This window comes from Actinomyces sp. 565, from assembly GCF_010365615.1.
Classification (GTDB): Bacteria; Actinomycetota; Actinomycetes; order Actinomycetales; family Actinomycetaceae; genus Actinomyces.
This window is the reverse complement of sequence record NZ_PIZD01000022.1, coordinates 52,503-75,706: the sequence shown is the minus strand read 5'-3', so window position 1 is coordinate 75,706 and position 23,204 is coordinate 52,503. Positions and strand designations below refer to the sequence as shown.

General features: G+C 64.9%; 22 protein-coding genes. 19 read left to right on the top strand and 3 right to left on the bottom strand.

Annotated features, from left to right (window positions below; all coding sequences use genetic code 11):
- Positions 1-18: 18 nt before the first annotated feature.
- The 4 genes from GZ997_RS04340 (at position 19) to GZ997_RS04325 (ending at position 2,677) form a co-directional block, all read left to right on the top strand.
- Positions 19-312 carry a hypothetical protein gene (locus GZ997_RS04340; RefSeq protein WP_162678994.1) on the top strand — a complete coding sequence of 98 codons (294 nt, stop codon included), beginning with the start codon at positions 19-21 and terminating at the stop codon, positions 310-312.
- Positions 313-399: 87 nt separating this feature from the next.
- Positions 400-639: a hypothetical protein gene (locus GZ997_RS04335; RefSeq protein ID WP_162678993.1), complete on the top strand. Its 240-nt coding sequence runs from the start codon at positions 400-402 to the stop codon at positions 637-639.
- A gap of 530 nt (positions 640-1,169) precedes the next feature.
- Positions 1,170-2,015 (top strand): alpha/beta hydrolase, encoded by an 846-nt coding sequence (locus GZ997_RS04330; protein ID WP_162678992.1) that lies wholly within the window; start codon positions 1,170-1,172, stop codon positions 2,013-2,015.
- 353 nt (positions 2,016-2,368) lie between these two features.
- Complete coding sequence (locus GZ997_RS04325) at positions 2,369-2,677, top strand: hypothetical protein (protein WP_161924936.1); 309 nt, start codon at positions 2,369-2,371, stop codon at positions 2,675-2,677.
- Between the two features lie 236 nt (positions 2,678-2,913).
- Here GZ997_RS04325 and GZ997_RS04320 read toward each other — a convergent pair whose 3' ends face one another.
- Both GZ997_RS04320 and GZ997_RS12400 read right to left on the bottom strand, forming a co-directional pair.
- Complete coding sequence (locus GZ997_RS04320) at positions 2,914-3,888, bottom strand: Abi family protein (protein WP_238994250.1); 975 nt, start codon at positions 3,886-3,888, stop codon at positions 2,914-2,916.
- 193 nt (positions 3,889-4,081) lie between these two features.
- A complete protein-coding gene (locus GZ997_RS12400) occupies positions 4,082-4,375 on the bottom strand; it encodes a 3'-5' exonuclease (RefSeq protein ID WP_343212268.1) in 294 nt (97 codons plus the stop codon).
- 654 nt (positions 4,376-5,029) lie between these two features.
- On the opposite strand from GZ997_RS12400, the gene GZ997_RS04310 reads away from it, so the two are divergent.
- From GZ997_RS04310 to GZ997_RS04260, 11 genes are all read left to right on the top strand, one after another.
- A complete protein-coding gene (locus tag GZ997_RS04310; protein ID WP_162678991.1) occupies positions 5,030-6,232 on the top strand; it encodes an ImmA/IrrE family metallo-endopeptidase in 1,203 nt (400 codons plus the stop codon).
- A gap of 152 nt (positions 6,233-6,384) precedes the next feature.
- Positions 6,385-7,944 (top strand): type I restriction-modification system subunit M, encoded by a 1,560-nt coding sequence (locus GZ997_RS04305; protein ID WP_162678990.1) that lies wholly within the window; start codon positions 6,385-6,387, stop codon positions 7,942-7,944.
- Positions 7,941-9,185 carry a restriction endonuclease subunit S gene (locus tag GZ997_RS04300; RefSeq protein ID WP_162678989.1) on the top strand — a complete coding sequence of 415 codons (1,245 nt, stop codon included), beginning with the start codon at positions 7,941-7,943 and terminating at the stop codon, positions 9,183-9,185. Before GZ997_RS04305 ends, GZ997_RS04300 begins: the two co-directional genes overlap by 4 nt.
- Positions 9,182-12,256, top strand: a complete 3,075-nt coding sequence (locus tag GZ997_RS04295) for a type I restriction endonuclease subunit R (RefSeq protein WP_162678988.1) — start codon at positions 9,182-9,184, stop codon at positions 12,254-12,256. The genes GZ997_RS04300 and GZ997_RS04295 overlap by 4 nt, the downstream gene beginning before the upstream one ends.
- Before the next feature lie 191 nt (positions 12,257-12,447).
- Entirely contained in the window at positions 12,448-12,672 is a 225-nt protein-coding gene (locus GZ997_RS04290) for a hypothetical protein (RefSeq protein ID WP_162678987.1), read from the top strand.
- Entirely contained in the window at positions 12,663-13,007 is a 345-nt protein-coding gene (locus GZ997_RS04285; protein ID WP_343212267.1) for a type II toxin-antitoxin system PemK/MazF family toxin, read from the top strand. Before GZ997_RS04290 ends, GZ997_RS04285 begins: the two co-directional genes overlap by 10 nt.
- A gap of 138 nt (positions 13,008-13,145) precedes the next feature.
- A complete protein-coding gene (locus tag GZ997_RS04280; protein WP_162678986.1) occupies positions 13,146-13,397 on the top strand; it encodes a hypothetical protein in 252 nt (83 codons plus the stop codon).
- A gap of 123 nt (positions 13,398-13,520) precedes the next feature.
- The gene (locus GZ997_RS04275) at positions 13,521-14,852 is read left to right on the top strand and encodes a hypothetical protein (protein WP_162678985.1); all 1,332 of its coding nucleotides are present in this window, start codon (positions 13,521-13,523) and stop codon (positions 14,850-14,852) included.
- Between the two features lie 187 nt (positions 14,853-15,039).
- Entirely contained in the window at positions 15,040-15,327 is a 288-nt protein-coding gene (locus GZ997_RS04270; protein ID WP_162678984.1) for a helix-turn-helix domain-containing protein, read from the top strand.
- Positions 15,324-15,878, top strand: a complete 555-nt coding sequence (locus GZ997_RS04265) for a HipA domain-containing protein (protein WP_162678983.1) — start codon at positions 15,324-15,326, stop codon at positions 15,876-15,878. The genes GZ997_RS04270 and GZ997_RS04265 overlap by 4 nt, the downstream gene beginning before the upstream one ends.
- Positions 15,875-18,034, top strand: a complete 2,160-nt coding sequence (locus GZ997_RS04260) for a DUF262 domain-containing protein (RefSeq protein ID WP_162678982.1) — start codon at positions 15,875-15,877, stop codon at positions 18,032-18,034. The genes GZ997_RS04265 and GZ997_RS04260 overlap by 4 nt, the downstream gene beginning before the upstream one ends.
- Before the next feature lie 86 nt (positions 18,035-18,120).
- Here GZ997_RS04260 and GZ997_RS04255 read toward each other — a convergent pair whose 3' ends face one another.
- On the bottom strand, positions 18,121-18,681 hold the full coding sequence (locus GZ997_RS04255) for a serine acetyltransferase (protein WP_162678981.1): 561 nt from the start codon (positions 18,679-18,681) through the stop codon (positions 18,121-18,123).
- A 685-nt stretch (positions 18,682-19,366) separates the two neighbouring features.
- Between GZ997_RS04255 and GZ997_RS04250 the strand changes: the two genes are divergently transcribed.
- The 4 genes from GZ997_RS04250 to GZ997_RS04235 all read left to right on the top strand — a co-directional run bounded on the left by GZ997_RS04250 (position 19,367) and on the right by GZ997_RS04235 (position 22,751).
- Entirely contained in the window at positions 19,367-21,256 is a 1,890-nt protein-coding gene (locus GZ997_RS04250; protein ID WP_161925471.1) for a ribonucleoside triphosphate reductase, read from the top strand.
- A gap of 32 nt (positions 21,257-21,288) precedes the next feature.
- Complete coding sequence (locus tag GZ997_RS04245; protein ID WP_161924929.1) at positions 21,289-21,555, top strand: type II toxin-antitoxin system RelE/ParE family toxin; 267 nt, start codon at positions 21,289-21,291, stop codon at positions 21,553-21,555.
- 205 nt (positions 21,556-21,760) lie between these two features.
- Positions 21,761-21,997 (top strand): peptidylprolyl isomerase, encoded by a 237-nt coding sequence (locus tag GZ997_RS04240; RefSeq protein WP_162678980.1) that lies wholly within the window; start codon positions 21,761-21,763, stop codon positions 21,995-21,997.
- Positions 21,990-22,751 carry an anaerobic ribonucleoside-triphosphate reductase activating protein gene (locus GZ997_RS04235; RefSeq protein ID WP_162678979.1) on the top strand — a complete coding sequence of 254 codons (762 nt, stop codon included), beginning with the start codon at positions 21,990-21,992 and terminating at the stop codon, positions 22,749-22,751. The genes GZ997_RS04240 and GZ997_RS04235 overlap by 8 nt, the downstream gene beginning before the upstream one ends.
- Positions 22,752-23,204: the final 453 nt, after the last annotated feature.

Below are 23,204 nucleotides of genomic sequence, written 5' to 3'. Positions count from 1 at the left end.
CTGGCGGAGTTCCTGCCGGTGCTGGGGAACGAGGGCCTGAACGTCTGCCGGCGTGCGGCGGCCAAGGCGGAGGCGGCAGCCGAGACCGAGGGGAGGAGCCCGGACTTTGAGCTGAAGCAGATGCTGCTGGAGCTAGCCGATCACGACGTCGACGTCGACCGCGCCGTCCAGCTGCTGAGCCTGGGCGAGCACGCCGAGTACGGGGCGATCGTCGAGCGGCTGCTTGCTGCGGGTCGCCGTCGGGAGGCAATGGCCTACCTGGACCGGGCGGTCGACGAGGGGTGCGTGTCCATGAGCAACCTGGACTACTGACGCAGGCGAGGTGGCGGGTACTGGATTGATCTGCTGCGTGCGGCCGAGCTGTACCGCGAGGGCGGGCGCGACGAGGACGAGCTGGACATGGTTCGCGCCCTGTTCCGTCGTGCGCCCGCGCCGGAGATGCTCGACGTACTCACCACGGTCGGTGGCTGGACGGGCCGGGAGGGTGCGGAGCGGGATGAGGTGCTGGCCGCGGCTGCCGACGGCGTGGCAGGCGGCGGGGCGACGGAGTCTAATGATGCGGCTTCGGAGGGAAGCCGCGTGGCGGGGGCTGGTGTGCGGCCGGTGCCGGGGCGCCCGGCGCGGGCCGTTGGGTTGTGAGGCGGGGGGTGACGGTCCTTGGTGCCCGGGGCCGTCTACTACGCCGGTTAGGGCTTTAGTACGCCGGTTAGGTGTCTGTTGAAGGGCTCCGGAGCCTTCAGCACAGGTCTAACAGGCGTAGTAAACACCGAAGGGGCGTACCCAACACACTCTGCTGCCCCGCAGCCTCAGCACCGGCAGACCGTGGCGTCGCGGAGACCCGCACCGTCAATCGCCACACCCCCAAGCCGGAAGAACCTGGTTGGCCAGAGGGTCCGGTCAACACCGTCGTGCACCTGTTCTACGGCGTCGGTGGGGATCCCGTGCGGGTTGAGTCTTTCCGAACCGGATCGAGATCACCAGCCCGGGAAGGTTTCAGGGGCCGGTGAATCCCGCTGATCCGGCCTCGATCAGCCGGGATCCCCGGGCCACCCGGAGGGCGGTCAATAGCGGGTCGGGCCGCATATCAGGCAGCATGAGGCCTTCCGACGCCCTCCGGGCGCGCCTGCCCTGCTGGCGTCGGTGAGAGCCCAAACCCTGAGAGGAAGAACGTGCCACACATCGTCACGCAAGACGGAACCCGGCTCTACTACGAGGACTTGCCCGCCAAGGAATCGGGCGCGGCGGAGGAGACGCTCCTGGTGATCCACGGCCTGGGCTCCTCCCACTATGACCTGGCGGAGTTCATCGACGACCTGAATCAGGACTACCGGGTGGTCTTCTACGACCAGCGCGGGCACGCCGATTCCGACCGCGCCCGCATGCACCTGAACGTGCGCACCCTCGGGCAGGACCTGAACGACGTCGTCGAGCAGCTCGGGCTGGACGGCGTCACGGCTATCGGCCACTCCATGGGGGCTGCCGCCATCTTCAGCTACGTGGGCCAGTATGGAACCGGACGCCTGCGGCGCATTGTCGCGGTGGACATGTCGCCGTACCTGCGCAACGACGGCTGGAAGGGCGGCATCGGAAGAGGCGAGTGGACCGATGAGGACTTCCACCGCGATCTGGACCGCCTGTTCGACGACGGCGGCTACGGTTCTTGGTACATCGCCAAGACCCTCATGAACCCGAAGCTGCAGAACCTGCCGGCCGACCAGGAGGAAGAGGCCATTGAGGCGATGCGTGAGTCGGTCGACCCGCTGTCCTTCGCTGCTCTGTGGTACTCGCTGTTCCGCACCGACCAGCGCCCGGTGATGGACCGGATCGACGTGCCCTTCCTGTATCTGATGCCCGAGATCCCGCTGTACTCGACGGTGAACACCGATTACATACGCGCGCATGTCACCGGCGGCTTCACCCTGGCCGACGACTTCCCCGACACCACGCACCTGATCCTGTCGGAGGCGCCTCACGAGGCGGCGGCCCGCGTGCGGGCCTTCGTGGTGGGCGACTAGCGGCGCGCGTGAATGCGGCTTCGCGGGGAACTCGCGTGTCGTAAGGCGCCGCGGAGAGCGAAGGCCCGAGGAGCCGCGGAGAGCGAAGGCCCGAGGAGCCGCGGTAGGGCGCGGACCACCCGGGCGACCGTTTGGGAGGACGGATTGCCGGCGTCGGACAGGGATTTGTGCAGGGACTTGCGTCCGACGCCGACCTGCTCCGCTATCCCGCTCATGCACAGTCTCCTGTTCTCCTGAGGATCTCGAGTCTCGTGCGCGCCTTGCTGATGTCGGTGCGTTGGGTTTCTTTGCTGCCTCCGAGGAGCCGGAGATCTGGCTGGGGAACTATCTGCGAGCACGGTAGCGTCGCCCCGGTGCCTGGTACTCATTCGGCCCCGCGTAAGCATGCGCAGATGCAGGCGACCCTGCCGCCCGAGGATCTCGAGGCGATGCTGGATCTATCCCGCTTTCTGGGACAGGTTGCGGAACCGGCCGCGCTCGTCGGGCCGGACGGCAAGACTGTAGGTCTACCGGCGGAGGTACACCGGGTGCTTATGGACGTCGTGCACGCCATGTCGCAGGGCAGGGCGATCATGGTGGCGCCGGTGGATCAGGTACTGACGACCCAGGAGGCTGCGGACTACACGGCTGCCCTGTGTCGCGCGCGCGAGGGATTAAGCTGACGTGATGCCTGGAGCCTCCTTTCGCCCGCGTCGAAGTCCCCTCGGCCCGCAGGGGCGGACGACGCGTTTCATAGCGTGTCGACTGCTCGGGACTGCCCGGTGTTCTACCTTGGAGGCTCTGGCGGAGAAAGTGGAAGCAGAGCGATGGCATCGATGTTTACTTCAGTGAAAAATGAGTATTACGGCAATTCTCCTGATGTGGTGCGGTCGGGGTGTCTTGATGTTGAACGTGCCTGCTAGGTGACAGTCAAGTCCATCTGCCCGTATTTTCTTGGTGTCAGGAGTCCCCTTGTGGTCAGCGGACTGTTTTTAAGGCGAGGCCAGATGTCTTCGTGCAGCCATGTATTGGAGATTTCGGACTCGGTGAGGAGTTTATCCATTATCACGAAGATGGTGAATATTGAGCGTGGCTCGAAGTTGCCGTACTTCTGCTTGGCCCTCCGCTTAATGTTCATGGGTAGTGGTGGTGCGTCGAGAACTGAGTGATTCCAGATGCGGGCGTGGTGTGCGATGCGGTTGCGCAGGTATGCCAGAGAGCGTATTTGGTTTGCCAGAGGGGCTCGCGCAACTCCTAGGGATGAGGCGATATTATCAAGGATCGGTGTTCCGCTGCATGCCTGGATGCACCTCGAGAGTGTTCCGAATGACAGCGCTTCGGATACTGCCCACACGGGCATGTGGTCGTATGCCTCCGCCGGGTACTTGCCCTGCAGGTCCTTCTTCGACTCGTCGCGGTAGTGAGAGACGTAGGCTTCTTTACTTCGATCAAGATCGCGAAGTACGTGCTCTTCGATCGGTTCCTCATTTGGGTTGGGGGGCTGGGTGAGCTCCATGCCGCGGGTCAGCGCGCCCTCCGGCGAAGTGTACTGAGCGTAATGATGTGCGAACGTTGTTCGTAGCAGTATCTCAAGCTTTTGTATGGCCTCAAAGGCGAGTGTGGCGACGGCCTGCTCGGTTTCGTAGGCCTCCCGAATTGCGGAGAAGTTAGCGCCTTTGACGAACCTGTTGTCGCCGGTTTCAGGGGACCGTTGCCAGTAGCGGAAGTATCCGGAGAAGCGGTAGTAGCTGACTTGCGATAAGAACCTGAGGCAGGCCTCGTCATCGTCAATGATGAGGCCGCGGCAGTGAAGTTGTGCCACCTGTTCTTGTAAGCTGAGCCAGGTTTTCGGCATTGAACCTGATCCGTCCAGAGTAGAAAAGGCCCCAGCCATTTGGGCGTGGCTGCGATGAGTCATAGGCCTGGCTGGGGGGCGATTGATCCCATTGTAGGCACCAACGTGCCCGCGGCGCATGCGTTTGCGCGTGTGAGTTGGGCACCGTCACGCTCATGGCACTGCTCCAGCCCACGGGCGACGAACAGGTGGCTTCGGATGGCCGTGAACCGGTTGGCAGCCGAGCGTTCGCTCACGCCGCCCCGCGCACGCCTTCCAGCAGGGGACTGGCCTGGCCGGACCAGGAGATGACCAGTTGATCGCGGGCGCGCGTGGCGGCCGCGTACAGCAGCGAGCGCTCGCGCAGCAGAGCATCGTCGTGATCGGCCTCGGAGTACTCCTGGTCCCGCAGGGACCGGGGAATGGCCTCCACGGACACGTCGAAGAGCAGCACCTTGCGGAATTCCAGTCCCTTGGCGCGGTGCATGGTCATGACCACCGGCCGGCCCCGGCCGACCGCCTCACGCTCCACGGGGCGCACCTCCACGCCTCGGTGCGCCAGGATGGCGATGGACTCCGGGGCGCCCGCCCCCGAGGCTGGGTCCTCCTCAAGCCACAGGTTCAGCGGTACCGCGGCATCATCGAGTTCGGCGGCGCCGCTCCTGCCCCGCTGCGGCGTTACGCCTGACCAGCTCGACGGTTTGGCATACGGCGACGACGGTCTCGGCGCCGAGGCCGCCGTCCCGCGGCGTGGCGCGGAGGATCGGCTCTACGAGTGATCCTGCTGATGACGCGTGTGCCGAGGCGCTTCGTAGCCGGGTGCCGGATGACGGTCCAGAGGATGTCAATGGCGAACGCGATGGGCTCGCTGGAACAGGGATATCCGAGCAGGTGGGTGGCCAAGGTGGCAAGCAGGTGGGCGACCAAGGCAACGAGCAGGTGGCGTAGGACGGAAGAGAGCAGGCTCTGAGGCAATGATGTACTCACGCATGAGTGGTGGTCGGATTGCTCTTCACTGCCGTATGTCCGCGACAATGCGGGGATTCCGCCGGATCGCGCCACGGACAGCCCAGCCTGCGGTCAAGTCGCGGTTGCCTGCAGTTGTGCTCGGATGATGATGGGTGGCTCCGGTTCGGAGACTGACGATGTCGGTGGTATGCGGCAAACTTGTGCATGAGACCGGGACGCGAAGGAGGACCCCATGGCCGTAGTCCGTGTGGATGTCGCGCCCGATCTGCTGCGCTGGGCTGTCAGGCGGGCGCGCTGGGACGAGGAGACCCTCCGCCGTCGCGCTCCCAAGTTCGACGACTGGATTGATGGCACCAAGCGCCCCACCCTCAAGCAGGTGGAGAAGTTCGCTTCTGACACCCACACCCCCTTCGGGATGCTCTTCTTGCCCACGCCGCCGGTCGAGGAGATCCCTATCCCGGACATGCGGACCGTTCGCGACGCCGGAATCCGCGAGCCATCCGCCGACCTGCTGGAGACGATCTACCTGTGCCAAAGGCGCCAGGACTGGTATCGCGACGACGCCCTGGAACTGGGCGCTTCCCCGCTCGGCTTCGTGGGGTCCGCAACGCTGGCGACTCCGGCGGAGGATGTAGCCGCCCGTATAAGGGACGTGCTCTGCCTGGATGAGCGGTCCGTCTCTAACTCGGCAGCCGCGATGACGGACCTCATCAAGCGTGTTGAGACCATCGGGGTCCTGGTCATGGTCAGTGGGATCGTAGGTGCGAACACGCACCGCGTGCTCGACCCGGAGGAGTTCCGGGGATTCGCCCTAGCTGATGACATCGCTCCCCTCGTCTTCGTCAACGGTGCCGATACGAAGGCTGCGCAGATCTTCACTCTCGTCCATGAGCTCGCCCACCTGTGGCTGGGGCGCAGCGCTCTCTCCGACGCCACTACAGGTGCTGTGAAGGGAACGAAAGAGGAGGAGCGCTGGTGCAACCAGGTTGCTGCGGAGGTGCTGGTTCCCCTCGACTCGCTCCGTGAGGAGTGGGCAGGAAGCTACGGTGAGGACGAACTGGAGCGACTGGCCGCCCACTACAAGGTCAGCACTCTTGTGGTGCTTGCCAGGCTCCGAGAAGCCGGTCAGCTGACCTGGGATGAGTTCATGTCCCGGTACGACGCCGAACGCATGCGGGTCATGGAAGTCATGCAGTCCAGTCGTAGCAGCGGTGCGGGTGGGGAGTACTACAACACTCAGTTGCGGCGTCTGGGGCGTCCCTTCACCCGGGCGGTGGTCTCCTCGACCCTGGAGGGGCGGACGACGTACCGGGATGCCTACCGGATGCTGGGGACAGCGGCGCAGTCGACCTTCGAGGGGTTGGCAGAGAGGATGGGCAAGCTTGATGCACCATTCCACCCGCGCGGCGGAGCACTGAAGCTCGCCCTGAGCTAAGTCTCCCGGAGCCATGAGCTCGGGTGAGTAGTCGGCGTGGACAACGGTTCGACCGCCTGCTGGAGTGCCCTGAGTTCGTGTCAGAGATGGGTGCGACACTGTCCCGTGGCGCCTGACCCCGGCGCCGCCCCGACGACGAGAACGAGGAACCCGTGACCAAAGAGACCGAGCGCGCCGAGCTACACCGGACGATCTGGAAGGTCGCCAACGAGCTGCGCGGAAGCGTGGACGGCTGGGACTTCAAGGCCTACGTTCTGGGCTTCCTCTTCTACCGGTTCATCTCGGAGAACCTCACCGAGTACATCAACGCCGGAGAGCATGAAGCCGGTGACCTGGAGTTCGACTACGCCGTACTGGGCGACTCCGAGGCACGCGAGGCGCGCGACGACATCATCAACGAGAAGGGCTTTTTCATCGTCCCGTCGGAGCTGTTCGGCAACGTGCGCGAGCGGGCGCCGCACGATGAGAACCTGAACGAGACGCTGTCCAGGATTTTCAAGAACATCGAGCTCTCCGCATTTGGCACCGGGGCCGAGTCGGACCTGCGTGGTCTGTTCGACGACGTCGACGTCAACTCCAACAAGCTCGGCTCCACGGTCGCCCAGCGCAACGAGAAGCTGGTACGGATCATCAATGCCATAGGGGACCTCGACCTGTCATACGGCGACTCGACCATCGACACGTTTGGGGACGCCTACGAGTACCTGATGACCATGTACGCCTCCTCGGCGGGCAAGAGCGGAGGTGAGTTCTTCACCCCGCAGGAGGTCAGCGAGGTGCTGGCGCGCATCGCCGTGGCCGGCAAGACGAGCGTGGACCGGGTGTATGACCCGGCCTGCGGGTCGGGCTCGCTGCTCCTTCAGTTTGCGAAGGTGCTCGGCAAGGAGAACGTCCGCGGGGGGTTCTTCGGCCAGGAGATCAACCTGACCACCTACAACCTGTGCCGAATCAACATGTTCCTGCACGACATCAACTTCGCGGACTTCAACATCGCCCACGGGGACACACTGCAGCATCCAGCGCACTGGGACAACAAGCCCTTCGAGGCAATCGTCTCCAACCCGCCGTACTCGACGCACTGGATCGGCAAGGACGATCCGACTCTGATCAACGATCCCCGCTTCGCGCCCGCGGGCGTCCTGGCTCCGAAGTCGAAGGCCGACCTAGCCTTCACGATGCACATGCTGTCCTGGCTGGACGTCAAGGGCACGGCGGCGATCGTCGAGTTCCCGGGTGTGCTGTACCGGGGCGGGGCGGAGCAGAAGATCCGCAAGTACCTGATCGAGAACAACTACGTGGAGGCGGTCATCCAGCTGCCGCCCGACCTGTTCTTCGGTACGACGATCGGCACCTGCGTCATCGTGCTCAAGAAGTCGAAGACTACTAACGATGTCTTCTTCCTCGACGCCTCCGACCAGTTCGTCCGCACCGGCAACAAGAACCATCTCGCTGCCGAGCACCGCGACTTCATTGTCGACGCCGTGGCGAAGCGCGAGGTGGTGGCGCACCGCTCCGCTGTGGTAGGCGCCGAGCAGCTTGCCGAGAACGGCTACAACCTGTCGGTGTCGGCCTACGTGGAGGCAGAAGATACGCGCGAGGAGGTAGACATCGTGGCGCTGAACGCTGAAATCGCACGTATCGTGGCGCGCCAGGCCGAGCTGCGTACCAGCATCGATGCGATCGTCGCCGACCTGGAAGGGGACGCCAAGTGAGCCGCATTGATGACCTGGTCAAGGAACTGTGCCCCGACGGTGTGGAGTACAAGCCGCTTGGTGAAGTCGGTAGGTTTATTCGCGGTTCTGGCCTTCAAAAGAGCGATTTCGTCGAAGACGGTTTCCCGTGCATCCACTACGGACAGATTCACACCCAGTACGGGATCAGCACTGGGGCCGCAATATCATCTGTGGTGCTGGAGCAGGCGTCGCGTCTTCGTCATGCCAGGCCCGGGGATCTCTTGATTGCAACAACGAGTGAGGATGACGAGGCTGTTGGCAAGGCCACCGCCTGGCTTGGTGACGGCGAGGTGGCAGTGGGAGGCGATTCGTATATCTTCCGGCACGCCCTTGAACCGAAATATGTCTCGTACTTCTTCGCCTCGCGGTCGTTCCAGATCCAAAAGCAACGCTATATAACGGGCGCGAAGGTGCGTCGCTTGTCCGATGTTGGAATGTCGAGGATCTTGATTCCGGTCCCTCCGCTTGGGGTGCAGCGTGAAATTGTGAGAATATTGGACCAGTTCACCCAGCTGGGGGCGGAGCTGGAGGTGGAACTGGAGGCGGAGCTGGAGGCCCGTAGGGATCAGTATGCCTACTTTCGAGACGCGCTGATTTGGGGTAGTTGCACTGAGTCCAGGTTAGTTAGCCTAGGTGATCTAGGTTCACTTGTGCGCGGTCGTCGGTTTACCCGTGATGACCTGCAGCATGAGGGCTTGCCTGCGATTCACTATGGTGAGCTTTATACGACGTACGGGGTTCGTGCGTCAGAGTCTGTTTCGCGGGTACGTCCGGAGATTTCTGCGTCGCTCCGCTTTGCTGTGACGGGAGACGTAATCATCGCCGCAGTTGGCGAGACTGTAGCCGATGTGGGAATTGGGGTCGCGTGGCTGGGGAATGAGCCGGTTGCCTACCACGACGATTCCTACGCGTTGAAACATGATCAAGATCCGCGTTTCATTTCTTACGTTCTGCGAACGTCAGGGTACCACACTCAAAAGGAAAAGTATGTGTCGCGGGCAAAGGTAAAGCGATTATCCGCCAAAGGAGTCGGGCAGATCAGGATTCCGGTCCCTCCACTTGAGGAACAGCGTCGTATTGCGGACATCCTCGATAAGTTCGATGCCCTCGTGAACGACCTGAACTCTGGTCTGCCGGCTGAGATCGCGGCGCGGCGCAAGCAGTATGAGTACTACCGGGACAGGCTCCTGACCTTCCCGGAGAAGGGCGCAGCAGCATGACCATCCGCGAGGCCCACGCCGTACGCATTGAACCCGTCATCCTGACCGACGAGTCCACCGTCGTCGGCGCCTACGAGCCGAGCGAACGTACCAGCAAGGCGTACCAGTCCGAAGCGGACCTCGAACGCGCCTTCATTCGCCAGCTCCAGGACCAGGCATACGAGTACATCCAGTTCAGCCCCGACAACGCCGAAGCCGAACTCATATCCAACCTCCGCACCCAGCTTGAGGCGCTCAACGACTACCGCTTCACCGACACCGAGTGGAAACGCTTCTTCGAGCACTCCATCCTCACGACCGGAGGTGCGCTAGACGTCGTCGAGAAGACCCAGCGCATCCAGGAGGACCACGTCCAGGTCCTCACCCGGGACAATGGCGAGTCCAAAAACATCCGCCTCATCGACAAGCAGTGCATCCACAACAACCGGCTGCAAGTCACCAACCAGTACGTCGCCACCAACGCTGTGCGCTCCAACCGCTACGACGTCACCATCCTCGTCAACGGGCTGCCGCTGGTTCACGTCGAGCTCAAACGACGCGGCGTCGACATCCGCGAGGCCTTCAACCAGATAAGACGCTACCAGCGTGACTCCTTCTGGTCCGGAGCGGGCCTATTCGGCTACGTCCAGATTTTCGTCATCTCCAACGGCACCTACACCAAGTACTACGCCAACACCACCCGGCAGGATCACATCACCGGGAACCAGGGAATGCAGCGGCAGGTCAAGGCCGCGACGTCGGACGCATACGAGTTCACCTCCTGGTGGACCGACGCCGCCAACCAGCGCATCACCGACCTCGTTGACTTCACCCGCACGTTCCTGTCCAAGCACACGCTGCTCGCCATCCTGACGCGCTACTGCGTCTTCACCGTCGCTGATACGCTCGCGGACCGCAAGCTGCTGGTCATGCGTCCCTACCAGATCGCCGCCACCGAGGCGATCCTCCAGCGCATCAACACCTCCACCAACGCCCGCCAGACCGGCACCCTCGCCGCCGGCGGATACATATGGCACACCACCGGCAGCGGCAAGACCCTCACCTCCTTCAAGACCGCCAAGCTCGCCGCTGGAATGGAGGAGATCGACAAGGTCATCTTCGTCGTCGATCGCAAAGACCTCGACCACCAGACCATCAAGGAATACAACCGCTTCGCCGAGGGCACCGTATCCGCCAACCAGTCCACCACCCAGCTGACGGCCCAGATCAACGACCCCACGGTCAAGATCATCGTCACCACAATCCAAAAGCTGTCCACCTTCGTCGGACGCAACCGTAAGCACGACGTCTACACCGGGCACGTCGTTCTCATCTTCGACGAATGCCACCGCAGCCAGTTCGGCGACATGCACACCGCCATCACCAAGGCCTTCCGTAACTACCACCTCTTCGGCTTCACCGGCACCCCCATCTTCGCCGAGAACGCCGGCTCCAGCGGCAATGTGCAGCTGCGCACCACCGCCCAGGCCTTCGGGGACCAGCTCCACTCCTACACGATCGTCGACGCCATCGGTGACAAGAACGTCCTGCCGTTCCGCATCGACTACATCGACACCGTGCACAGCCGCGACGACGTCGTCGACGCGGAAGTCAGTGCCATCGACACCGAGCGGGCGCTCCTCGCGCCGGGCCGGATAGCGCAGGTAGTCACCTACATTCGCGAGCACTTCAACCAGAAGACCCGACGCAACCGGACCTACACGCTCGGGCAGCAGCGCCTGGCCGGCTTCAACTCGCTGCTCGCCACCGCCTCCATCCCTGCCGCGCGCGCCTACTACCAGGAGTTCGCCCGGCAGCAGCAGGGGCTGCCGAGCGACCAGCGGCTCACCATCGGCATCATCTACTCCTACGCCGCCAACGCCGAAGCGCCCGGGGACTCACTCGCAGAGGAGTCAACCGACCCCACCGCGCTGTCTGCCGACGACCGGGCCTTCCTCGACGCCGCCATTGCAGACTACAACCAGCAGTTCGGAACCAATTACGACACCAGCGCTTCAGCCTTCGAGGGCTACTACGAGGACATATCCGCCCGCCTCACCAAGCGGCAGATCGACCTCGTCATCGTCGTCAACATGTTCCTCACCGGCTTCGACTCCAAGACCCTCAACACCCTGTGGGTTGACAAGCAACTGCGCACCCACGGGCTCATCCAGGCCTTCTCCCGCACCAACCGCATTCTCAACGCCGTCAAGAGCTACGGGAACATCGTCTGCTTCCGCAACCTTCAGGCCGAGACCGACGCCGCCATCGCCCTGTTCGGCAACAAGAACGCCAGCGGCACCATCCTCCTGCGGTCCTACCGCGAGTACCTGGAAGAGTTCATCGCCAAGGTCGCCCAGCTGCGCGACAAGTGGCGGCCCGGCGAGGTGATCACCTCCGAGGAGGCCCAGAAGGAGTTCGTTACGCTGTTCGGCCAGATACTCCGGCTGCGCAACATCCTGGTCTCCTTCGACGAGTTCGCCGAGGACAACATGGGCGGACTCAACGACGCCGACCTCGCCGACTACACCAGTATGTACCTGGAGATCCATACCCAGATGCGCGCGGCAGCCGAGGCGGACAAGGAGATCGTCAACGAGGACCTCGTGTTCGAGATCGAGCTCATCAAGCAGGTAGAGGTAGGCGTCGACTACATACTGCGGCTAGTGGAGGACAAGCGCACCCAGCGCGGCGACGGCGATGACCGGGAGATCCCCGTGGAGATCAAGCGGGCCATCGCCTCCAGCCCCACGCTCCACTCCAAGCGAGACCTCATCGAGGACTTCGTCCGGTCCGTCTCCAGCAACGGGACGGTGGACGAACAGTGGAAGGAATACATCGCTGCGAGGATGGCGGCAGAGCTGGACGCCATCGTTACCGCCGAGGGCCTGCGCGAAGCAGAGACCGAAGAGTTCGTCGGCGCTGCCCTGCGTAGCGGAGTCGTTCCTACCGAGGGCACCGCGATCACCCGTCTACTCCCGCGCGTCTCCCGCTTCCGCAAAGCGGCCGCCGGCCAGAGCCACGGCGAGCGCAAGGCGCGCGTCGTCGAGGCGCTGACGGCGTACGTGGAGAGGTTCGGGGATTTGGCGTGAGCTGTAGCGGGCTCTTCTTATCGGGACAGGCGGGGGCGGATCAGGGATTGTTAGGGCGGGTGTGTCGTAGGGGTGCACGCTGACAGGATGCTCGGTTCAACCGGAAGGATCGCTGGCCTCGCCGCAAAGCGCCTGTTGTTGGGTGACCGTGGGTATGGTCAAGAGTATGCCTTCGCGGGCATACTTGTGGCATGAATAGGATGACTACGATCAAAGTCGAGAGCAGTACCCGGGATGCGGTCCGCGCCCTCGCTGAGCGTCAGGGTGTCACCATGGATGTCGCCATCCGCCGCATGGCCGATGCTGCGGAGCGTGAGCTGCGGTTCGCCGACCTCAAGGCCGCCATGGAGGCCAACCCGCCGGATGAGGCTTACTTTGCCGAGCTTGCTGACTGGGAGTCGGACGCGTGGAACTGACTGTGCAGCCTTTGACTGGCGAACTGTGGTGGGCTGCGCCGGATCCGGAGGTTGGGCGTGAGCAGTCTGGGCGACGTCCTGTTCTCGTGATCTCTAACGCCCGCTACCATCACGCCGTAACGATGTTGGTCGTGACTGTCCCGGTGACCTCCGTCGACCGACGCTGGCCGAGCCATGTGCGGATCCCCTGCGGTGTGGGCCTGCCCCAGGACTCCTTCGCCATGACCGAACAGGTCCGCACGATCTCCCGGAGGAGACTGGCTGAGCGTATTGGTGTTGTTGATGACGATGTCTTGGGACAGGTGCTTGGCTGGGTGAGAGACTGGATGGCTTAGTGTGGCCAGCCAGGGTTGACTGGCCTGACCGGATGAGCGACGGAACTGCCCTCGTTTCGAGACGCGAAGGCGGGTTAGCGGGGCTCGGCAGGCGCTAACGTTCCCGCTGACACATAGCTCAAGGGTGAGGAGGGGCCAGTGGACGCGAGCGAGACAGCGGGCTCATCACAGGCTTCGCAGGAGCCTAGCGAACCACCTGCGCAGGCGGCCGAGGCGGTGACGACGTCGACGGCGCCGGCCGATGCGGGAGCGGAAGCCCCGGCGGCGGGGGCTGCCACCGAACTGACGCTGCTGGAGGCCGCCCCGGGCGTCGCCGTCCTACTCGCCGACACGGTGCCGGACGGCTGGGAGATCGAGCCCTTCAGTCTGGGGGAGCGGGCCAACGCCTAGATCACCGATGCCGTCAGCAACGTCGCCGGTGCGCTCAACCTCGTCGCGCAGGGAGCGCAAGGGCTCGTCTCCGCGCAGGGACTGGTGCGACTCGCTCCGGAGACTCTACGCAACCTGCGCACCATGAATACGATCGTCAAGGACGGCTACAACCTCGGCGTCCTGACCCGAGATGGTAAATTCGCGGCCCAGGTTCGCTGGGTCCCCGCCACCGGAGTTCAAGCCGCCACGGTGGCAGCGAGTGCCGGTCCGGCCTTCGCCCTGATGGCCATCAGTGCGCAGCTGACCTCGCTGTCCAAACGGGTCGACCAGAATCTAGGACTGACTCGCGACGTCCTCCAAACCCTGCTGCGGGACCACTGGAACGCTCTCAGCGGCATGTATGACACCGTCGTCGGCGCCATTGATGAGGCGCGCGAGATCGGGGCCGTCACGCCGCGGGTATTTGAACCAATTGCGCACCTCGAGTCCGAGCTTCGCGCCGAGTACAAGCACTTCGACGGCCGCCTGCAAAGCCACCTCAAGGAGCTAGGCGGGACCGCTGCCGAGCGGCGCGACTACCTGAGGGAGCACGCCCAGGAGGTGGCCGCCGACGTCCAAGGGCTCGTCATGTCCGCCAACGCCCACTACGGGTACCAGTTGCTCGCAGCGGCCGAGATCGCCTCAGACAGTGCGCGCAGCGAGCAGGATGAGCAACTCATGCGGTACCGCTCCGAACGGATACCGGCCGAGCGGGCCGAAACCATGGCGAGGATCGCCCAGGTGCTCGGTCGGCTCGACGCGTACTGCCACCTGGCGGCGCTACTGGAGGCGCCCGGCGTCGACCTCGGTCGTGCCGGTATCAGGATCGGCGACATGGCGGGGCAAGTCTCCGGGCGCCTTCCGATGCTGCGTCGAGCGCCGCAGACTGCTAGCACCGAGCAGATCGTCGCGGCCATGACCAACTACGTGGCAGCGCTGTGCGTCGGTGCCTATGAGGCCCCCGCGGCCCTGGAACCGAACCTCAAGGTCATTGAGGATGACGACGCCGTGGCGCACGTGCTCGACATTCTCAGGTGGGTGCTGCCCAATGGTGACCCCCTGCTGGCCCTAGCCGAATTTAGTCGCGCCTCGGCGAGGGGCAACAACTTCAAGGGCGGATATCTGGGGGTGACTCCGACCCGATTCTTCCTCGCCTCGCGTTCCACGCTTACCAAGGACGGACTGATCGACTACGACTTCCCGCTGGTGGACGTGCGCTACGTCCGGTATCGGCAGGGCGAGGACGGGGCGCGCCTGGACATCATCATCAAGGATGAGAACCTCGCAGCGCACTTCGCCGACCGGGTGGCCGCGGGCGAGCAGGGAGAACTGTTGCGGCGCGTCGCGGATGTGCTGATGACAGCAGCGAACCTGCCCGCGGAGGAGCGGCGCTCCGACCCGCTGCTGGAGGTAGCCGCCGCTTTCCCGTCATAGCTGCCGGTTGGTCGCCTCGCACGCACGGCAGCGACGTGTTGACAGCGCAAGGAGATGGCAGCGGCACCGTGTCAGGCCGCCAAGGCCGGGTGAGGGCCTCCGGATGGCGGCGGGAAGGGGCATTACGGCGACTTTCGCCGTCATAACCTGCCAACATGACGATCGCGCACGCCATAAGGGGGTGTACATGCCCGGCTATCGGATCAATCGGCAGATGACCGCCTTCGGCGAGCACGTCCGTGGCTGGCGCATGGTGCTGGGGCTGACCGCCCAACAGGTCTCCGAGCGGGCCGACATCAGTCGTGACACGCTGCGCAAGATCGAACGCGGCGATCCCACCGTGTCCTTCGGCGCCGTCGCCCAAGTGCTGCGCGCCCTCGGCATCCTCGACCAAGTAGTCGACGCCGTCGACCCGCTATCCACAGACATCGGACGCCTGCGCGCCGGAAGCCTGACGAAGCGGCGTGCCCGATGACCGACGTCGAAGTCCTTCTCGGCACTGAATCGAAGCCGCAGCGCGTAGGGACCGCGCACTTCACCCGTTCGCGGAGTCAGGTTTCCACCACCTTCCTCCTCGACGTCGTCGATTCGATCCGCGACCTGTCCCGCTCTCCGCGCGCCGACTTCCGCGAACTCTTCGCGCGTGTCGTGTTCTCCGTCGGTTTCGGCAACACGGATGATCGTCCGCGCAACCACGGCTTCCTCATGGAACGGAGTTCTTGGCGCCTCAGCCCTGTATTCGACGTCAACCCCAATCCCGACCTTGCCGCCGGTCGAGCGGCGTCTATCGTAGGCGCCGACGTGTTTCCGGATGAAGCGGAGGCCTTGTTGGCGCATGCCGAGGACTGCGGTCTGACCAATGCGGCGGCTCGGGAAGTAATAGCTCGTGTCGCTCGCCTGGGTGAGTCTTGGCGCGACCGCGCTCGCGCCAGCCGGATTCCCGATCGGGAGATCACCCTTATGGCTGACGCCATTGCCTCGCGTACCGAGGCGCTCGCTCCCCTCGCCAACCAGGAACACACATGATCACCGAACTCGCGATCCCGCAAGACCTCTTCGCTCTTACCATGCGCTTGGATGCACCGCTCTTCCAGCGCCCATACGTGTGGAACGAGGAGGACCAGTGGGCGCCCCTGTGGGAGGACATTCGCGCCCTCGCCGAGGCCTGGCTCGACCCGCACTCGCCGGGCGCTCACCCCGGCCTACGCCCGGTCGAGCCGCACTTCCTCGGCGCCGTCGTCCTCCAGGACCGCCAGACCTCCTACCAGGAGATGCGCGCGGCCACCATCATCGACGGCCAGCAGCGGCTGACCACCCTGCAACTCCTGCTTCACGCCCTCGCCGGCGTACTGGACGCTTGTGGCCTGGACTCGCTCGCGGCCTCGGCTGCCCGCTTGACCAGAAACGATGACGCCACCGCCGCCCGCCCCGAGGACGCATTCAAGGTCTGGCCCACCAACCGCGACCGCGAGGCTTACACCGCCGTCATGCGCGCCGAGTCCCCGAGAGATATCCCGACGGATATCCGCAATACATGCTTTGCGCAGGCCGACGCCTATTTCCGACGTGTCATTGATGGCTGGCTCACCGGAACCGGCGAGATCAATCCGCAGGATTCCGACGCGCTGGAAAATCGTGCAGCGGTCCTTCTCGGCGTCGTCACCCGCGGGCTGCGCCTGGTCGTCATCCGCCTGGGTGCCGAGGATGACGCCCAGACCATCTTCGAGACCCTCAACGCCCGCGGCACGCCGCTGACAGCGATGGACCTGGTCAAGAACTTCCTGTTCCAGAACCTCGACCCGCACGCGCCCGCAACCCAGGACGTATACGACCACTACTGGAAGCGCTTCGAGACGCCGTTCTGGGAACAGACGATCAGCGCGGGGCGCGTCAAACAGGCACGCGCCGTCGCCTTCCTCGGCTGGTGGCTGGCCGCACGCACGCGCGCCGTCACTCCCGCAAGAGCCGCCTTCTCCACCTTCAAGCGCTTCGCGCTCGCAAGTGGCGACGATATGGGGATACTCGCGGACCTCTCCGCTGCGGCAAAGCGTTACGAGACCCTCGATGTCGCCTCCCACACCCAGCATGGCGAACTTGAACCAATCGCCATGTTCAACTATCGCGCAGACGTGCTCGGCCTGGACGTGCTCAAGCCGCTGATCGTCTGGCTGCAGGACCCCAACGGTGGCGGCGCGCCCACCGTGCCCGGCGCCCAGCGCCGTCGGCTGATCGCCGCCGTCGAGAGCTGGGTCGTGCGCCGCGCTCTGGTCAAGGAGACCTCCACGGGGCTCAACCGGTTCGTCGTCGAGCAACTCCTGCGGGAAGCGAGTGCCGAGCCTGAACGCATGGGCGAGCGGGTCGAGTGGCTGCTCGCGTCCCAGACCGCCTCCGTCTCCTACTGGCCCGACGATGAGGAAGTTCGCGCAGCGCTGGCCACTGAACGCATTTACCGGACCCTGGCGCAGGCCCGAGTGCGCATGGTCCTCGAAGCCATTGAGGACCGCCGCCGCGGATACCCCGACGGCCGCCGTCGCGCAGAGGCCCCCATCGTCCGCGGCAGCTGCACCATCGAGCACCTCATGCCACAGCAGTGGCGCCTGCACTGGGATGGCGGCGCCGACGAGGCCGCCGCCGAACGCGACCACCTGATCCACACCCTCGGCAACTTGACGCTCACCACCCAGGGCCTGAATTCCTCCCTTTCCAACGGCTCCTGGGAGGCAAAGCGCACAGCACTGGACGCCACGACGGGTCTGCTGACCACCCGCGACTTGCTACGCGACAATCCGGGCGCATGGACCGATGATGACATTCGTGAGCGCACCGCGGCGCTGACCGAGGAGATCATCGCCATCTGGCCGGCTCCCGACGGGCACGTCCACCGCGCCCCGCGGCGCAAACTCGGCATCAACAACGCGACTATGAAGGTCCTGCTGGATGCGGGCCTGCTGACGGTCGGGGACGAGGTGGTAGGCGTCGGCAATGACGGGCGGGCGATCCGCGCAGTGATGGATACTGCCGGAAGAATGGTGCTTGATAGTGAGACATACGCCTATCCGTCGGCGTCCGCGTACCGAGTGCGCGGCACCAGCACGAACGGCTGGACCTTCTGGCGCCTGGGGAGCCTCGACGGCCCCACCCTGGATGATCTGCGGGCCCGGCTGCTCAGCTCAGAGGCCTGAGGCCGCGGGGCCCGATGGCTGGAAGCCCCTCCCGCAGTCACTGCGGGGGCGGCGTCTGCCTCCGCTAGGTGGGCGCATGCCCTGCGTCATCCCATCCACAGGTTCTGCATGTACTCCGGCGGACAGGGCCGTCCCTCTTTGATGACGCCGGGATTGCCGATAACCGTTGCACCGGAGGGGACATCGGTGTTGACCAGCGCTCCGGGCGCGATCAGTACATCGTCGCCGATGGTGATCCCGCCGACGATAACCGCATTCGTGCCGATCCACACCCGGTCTCCGATGGTGGGTGTGCCCGCGCGGCGGCCGGAGGGGATGGCGCCGATCGTGACACCCGTGGCGATGTTGCAGTTGCTGCCGATCACCGTGGCGGGGTTGATGATGATGCGCCCGCGGTGCCCAATATAGAAGCCGGGCCCAATCTTGGTTGACCAGGGAATCTGGATGAAGGTCGTCGCCGACAGATGGCTTAATGCCGCCCGGTAGGCCTTCTGCAGCGGTGGTGAGCTGGTGCTCTGCGCGTGCCGGAAGGCCCACAGGTAGCTCAGCACCTTGCGCTCACCGAGGCGCGCAGTCAGCGGCGCGTCGGTGCGGCCGAAGTAGCGAAAAAGGTCTGAGCGGAAGAGCTGTTGCGCCGTAGCGGTCATGCGGGAACTCCTCAGGGATGGTTCAGGTACCGCAAAGACTGCCGGCATCCGCTTGCGCGGCCTCGCGCATGTCGCGGGTGGCGGCGGCGTTCGCCGGTGCGCGTCGAAGGCGCGAGGCTGCGAGTCATCGGCCAAAAGTGTCCATCTCTCGCCACTTTGGTGGATGGCAGCCTGCAGGGCCGCGAGCAAATAGCCCCTGACCTGGGTAAATAGCGACGGGCTGGGTGGTGACTTGGCTAGTTCAGGGTGAAAGTGGCGAGAGTTGGACACTTTTCGGCCCGACCTGCGACCGCGCGGGCTGGTGTGGCTCGCCCGATGGGGCGACACGCGTGTACGCGCCCGTAAAAGTGTGAGCTGCGCCACCCACAAGAAGTGGAAGTGTGCGGCGCGGCAGTCGCGCCTGATGGCGCCGCCGGTGCGGATGTGGTGCGGGTTGTGACCACAACATGTTGTGGTTGCCAGGGGGTAACTCTCCCAGATGATGTGTTACATCGGTGTCGTTCCTGCTCGCATCCAGGGGTGTCTTGGAGTAGTGTCGAAGCTGTTGGCGGCGCCGAGACGGGTCCTTGAGACCCGGCCCGGCCTGCTGGTTTCAAAGAAGATCTACACCGCACTGGAGGCCCCCGTGTCCGACAGCACTCAGACCCCGTCCGCCGCTCACCTGGCCGCCGCGCACCCCGAGCTCGTGGCCCGGGGCTCTGCCGACTCCGCTGTCGCCCACGGCTCGCGCCCTCAGGTGGACGCCGTCTCCACCATCACCGAGTACCTGGACCGCTCCGACTGGCGCGTGAACGCCAACGCCAACCAGGGCTACTCCCTGGGTGGAATGATCCTGAACACCTCCGGCAAGGTCATCGCCAACTACTGGCTCAGCCAGATCTACCCGCAGGTCGCCGGCGACGCCCACCGGAGCGGCGACATCCACATCCACGACCTGGACATGTTCGCCGGCTACTGCGCCGGCTGGTCGCTGAAGAACCTCCTCCAGCAGGGCTTCAACGGCGTGCCCGGCAAGATCGCCTCCGGCCCCGCCAAGCACTTCTCCTCCGCCGTAGGCCAGATCGTCAACTTCCTGGGCACCCTGCAGAACGAGTGGGCCGGCGCGCAGGCCTTCTCCTCCTTCGACACCTACATGGCCCCCTTCGTCCGCCTGGACAACATGAGCTACGACGAGGTCCTCCAGTGCATGCAGGAGCTCATCTTCAACCTCAACGTCCCCTCCCGCTGGGGCACCCAGACGCCTTTCACCAACCTCACCTTCGACTGGACCTGCCCGGCGGACCTGGCTGACGAGCACCCGCTGATCGGCGACGAGCTGTGCGACTTCACCTACGGCGACCTCGCCGAGGAGATGGGCATGATCAACCGCGCCTTCATGGAGGTCATGACCACCGGTGATGCCGACGGCCGCGTCTTCACCTTCCCGATCCCCACCTACAACATCACCAAGGACTTCGACTGGGACAGCCCCAACGCCGACCGGCTGTTCACCATGACCGCGAAGTACGGCCTGCCCTACTTCCAGAACTTCATCAACTCCGAGCTCGACCCCGGCATGATCCGCTCCATGTGCTGCCGCCTCCAGCTCGACCTGCGCGAGCTGCTCAAGCGCGGCAACGGCCTGTTCGGCTCGGCCGAGCAGACCGGCTCCGTCGGCGTGGTCACCGTGAACATGGCCCGCCTGGGCTACCTGCACACCGGCGACGAGGAGGCCCTGGTGGCGGCCCTGGACCGCCTCATCGACATTGCCTCGCAGACCCTGGAGCTCAAGCGCACCGTGATCCAGCACCACATCGACACCGGCCTGTTCCCCTTCACCAAGCGCTGGCTCGGCACGCTGGACAACCACTTCTCCACCATCGGCGTCAACGGCATGAATGAGATGGTCCGTAACTTCACGCACGACGCCTACGACCTGACCGACCCCCGCGGTCACGCCATGTGCGTGCGCATCCTCGATCACGTCCGCGGACGCATGGTCGAGATCCAGGAGGCCACCGGCCACCTGTACAACCTGGAGGCCACTCCCGCCGAGGGCACCACCTACCGGTTCGCCAAGGAGGACCGCAAGCGCTACCCCGACATCCTCCAGGCCGGCACCGACTCCAACCCGTACTACACCAACTCCTCCCAGCTGCCCGTCGGCTACACCGACGACCCCTTCGAGGCGCAGGAGATGCAGGAGGAGCTGCAGACCAAGTACACCGGCGGCACGGTGCTGCACCTGTACATGAACGAGCACATCTCCTCGGCGCAGGCCTGCAAGGAGCTGGTGCGCCGCTCGCTGACTGCCTTCCGCACCCCTTACATCACCATCACCCCGACCTTCTCGATCTGCCCGACCCACGGCTACCTGGCCGGTGAGCACTTCACCTGCCCCAAGTGCGCCGAGCTGCACCCCGACGCCGAGCCGGTCGAGTGCGAGGTGTGGACCCGCGTCATGGGTTACTTCCGCCCCGTGAAGTCCTTCAACATCGGCAAGAAGGGCGAGTACATGGAGCGGCAGATGTTCACCGAGGCTGCCGCTGGCGCCCACGGCACCACCACCTCACGCCTGACCTCCATCAGCGCCTGAGGGCCGGGTCTCCAACGGAGCAGGAGGGGTAGGTGGCGGACTGGATCGTTGAGTTGACTCCTCGCGCCGAGAATTCGCTGCGCCGACTCGATCGCAGCGTTCAGGCGCGTGTGGTCGGCAAGCTGCGAGAGGTCCAGGAGGCTGACGAGCCGAGGAGCTTCCTGAAGCCGATGACCGGCCCGCTTAAGGGACAATTCCGGCTCCGGGTCGGGGATTACCGGGTGATCATCGACGTCCAGGATGAGCGTTGCGTGATCCTCGCGATCGATATCGGTCATCGCTCCACGGTCTATCGGTGAGATCGCCGGGACCGTTCGCGACTTGGCCGCAGAGGCGCCGGGGCGTCCGCCGTTTCGGCGGTGGGGCCCCGGCGCTCGGTCTAGGGAGCCCTGAGTTCCTCGCCATGTGGGCTGGGAGACGGCCGGTTCGTCATGTGAAGACGGTCGCTCCTCGCCATATGGGCTGGGCTTGTCGGAAGCGAAGGTCGGCTCCTATGCTGTAAACATGTCTACAGCAGTTCTGAGCGTGCGGCTGCCGGAGGAGCTCAAGCGTCGGCTTGATGACCTGGGGAGTCGGACCGGACGCCCGGCAACGTTCTATGTGCGTGAGGCCGTTGAGTCCTACATCGATGACTTGGAGTACGCGTACACGCTGAAGGCCGAGGCGGAGGCGGCCAGGCGCGGTGAGATCAGGACGCGCCGCCTCGATGAGATCGCAGCGAGCCTCGGACTCGATGACTGAGACTCTCAAGAAGGGCGTCGCGCACCGCCCCGCCGACGACCTGCAGATCGCCGGACTCGTGCCCATGTCCACCGTCGACTGGCCCGACCATCTGGTCGCGACCGTCTTCATGCAGGGGTGCCCCTGGAACTGCTTCTACTGCCATAACCAGGACCTCATACCCACGCGCACTCCCGGCGTGGTCGCCTGGGACGCGGTCCGTTCCCTGCTCGCCCGCCGGCGCGGCCTGCTCGACGGCGTCGTCCTCACCGGTGGGGAGGCGCTGCGCCAGGACGCCCTCGCCGACGCCGCCGCCGAGGTCAAGGAAATGGGCTTCCAGGTGGGCCTGCACACCGCCGGCCCCTATCCGGGCCGCCTGCGCGACATGGTGCGGCGCGGGCTGGCCGACTGGGTGGGCCTCGACATCAAGGCGCTGCCAGGGCACTACGACGCCGTGGTCGGCCGCCCCAACTCTGCTGCCAAGGCTTGGGAGAGCCTGCAGGTGCTGGTGGATGCGGCCGTCGGCGGCAAGGGGGTCGACTTTGAGGTGCGTACCACCGTTGTCCCCGGGGATGTCACCGCCGCCGACGCTGTTGAGGTTGCTCGCCGCGTGCATGACGCCGGCGCCCGCGTCTACGCCCTCCAGCAGGCCCGCGGTGAGGGCACGACCGGCGACTTCGCCGTGTCCGCGCCCGGCTGGGACGCCGAGTGCGAGCGCATGGCCGCCCAGATCGAGGCCCTCGGCTGGGACCGCTTCACCTACCGCCCCGCCTGACGCCCAGCCGCCCCTCGCTTCCTCTCCCGCCGAGACCGGCATTTGTAACACGCCGAGACCGGTAGCAATTACGTGCCGAGGTCGGTCAGCCTGGTGGCCTACAGTCGGCTCCCGCCGAGATCGGCACGGGTGACGTGCCAGTACTGGGCGGCGCGAGCTGTGCTGGCGGGCCGGTCCCCGATCCACGTTCCACGACCCTGGGGGTATTGCACGACCTTGGGGTGTGTTGCACGACCTTCCTGGGGTCGTGCAACGCGCACGGGGGTCGTGGAGTGCGGCCCGAGGTCGTGGAAGTCGTCCGGCGGAGTACCAGGGTGAGCCTGTTTGGCGAGGGCGTGTCCGACCCGGAGCGGCAATGCGTGCCTCGGACGCGCAACAACCCGCGTTCTCGCGCAAAAGCTGGCATTGACGGGGGGCGTCCGGTCTCGGCGCAACTGGTGATCGCCGCCTACG

Excerpts from the sequence above, each read along its gene's own strand:
- GZ997_RS04335 (WP_162678993.1), top strand. The coding sequence starts at position 400 with ATGGTTCGCGCCCTGTTCCGTCGTGCGCCCGCGCCGGAGATGCTCGAC.
- GZ997_RS04320 (WP_238994250.1), bottom strand. The coding sequence starts at position 3,888 with ATGGCTGGGGCCTTTTCTACTCTGGACGGATCAGGTTCAATGCCGAAA.
- GZ997_RS04310 (WP_162678991.1), top strand. The coding sequence starts at position 5,030 with ATGGCCGTAGTCCGTGTGGATGTCGCGCCCGATCTGCTGCGCTGGGCT.
- GZ997_RS04295 (WP_162678988.1), top strand. The coding sequence starts at position 9,182 with ATGACCATCCGCGAGGCCCACGCCGTACGCATTGAACCCGTCATCCTG.
- GZ997_RS04290 (WP_162678987.1), top strand. The coding sequence starts at position 12,448 with ATGAATAGGATGACTACGATCAAAGTCGAGAGCAGTACCCGGGATGCG.
- GZ997_RS04275 (WP_162678985.1), top strand. The coding sequence starts at position 13,521 with ATGAATACGATCGTCAAGGACGGCTACAACCTCGGCGTCCTGACCCGA.
- GZ997_RS04270 (WP_162678984.1), top strand. The coding sequence starts at position 15,040 with ATGCCCGGCTATCGGATCAATCGGCAGATGACCGCCTTCGGCGAGCAC.
- GZ997_RS04265 (WP_162678983.1), top strand. The coding sequence starts at position 15,324 with ATGACCGACGTCGAAGTCCTTCTCGGCACTGAATCGAAGCCGCAGCGC.
- GZ997_RS04260 (WP_162678982.1), top strand. The coding sequence starts at position 15,875 with ATGATCACCGAACTCGCGATCCCGCAAGACCTCTTCGCTCTTACCATG.
- GZ997_RS04255 (WP_162678981.1), bottom strand. The coding sequence starts at position 18,681 with ATGACCGCTACGGCGCAACAGCTCTTCCGCTCAGACCTTTTTCGCTAC.
- GZ997_RS04240 (WP_162678980.1), top strand. The coding sequence starts at position 21,761 with ATGTCTACAGCAGTTCTGAGCGTGCGGCTGCCGGAGGAGCTCAAGCGT.
- GZ997_RS04235 (WP_162678979.1), top strand. The coding sequence starts at position 21,990 with ATGACTGAGACTCTCAAGAAGGGCGTCGCGCACCGCCCCGCCGACGAC.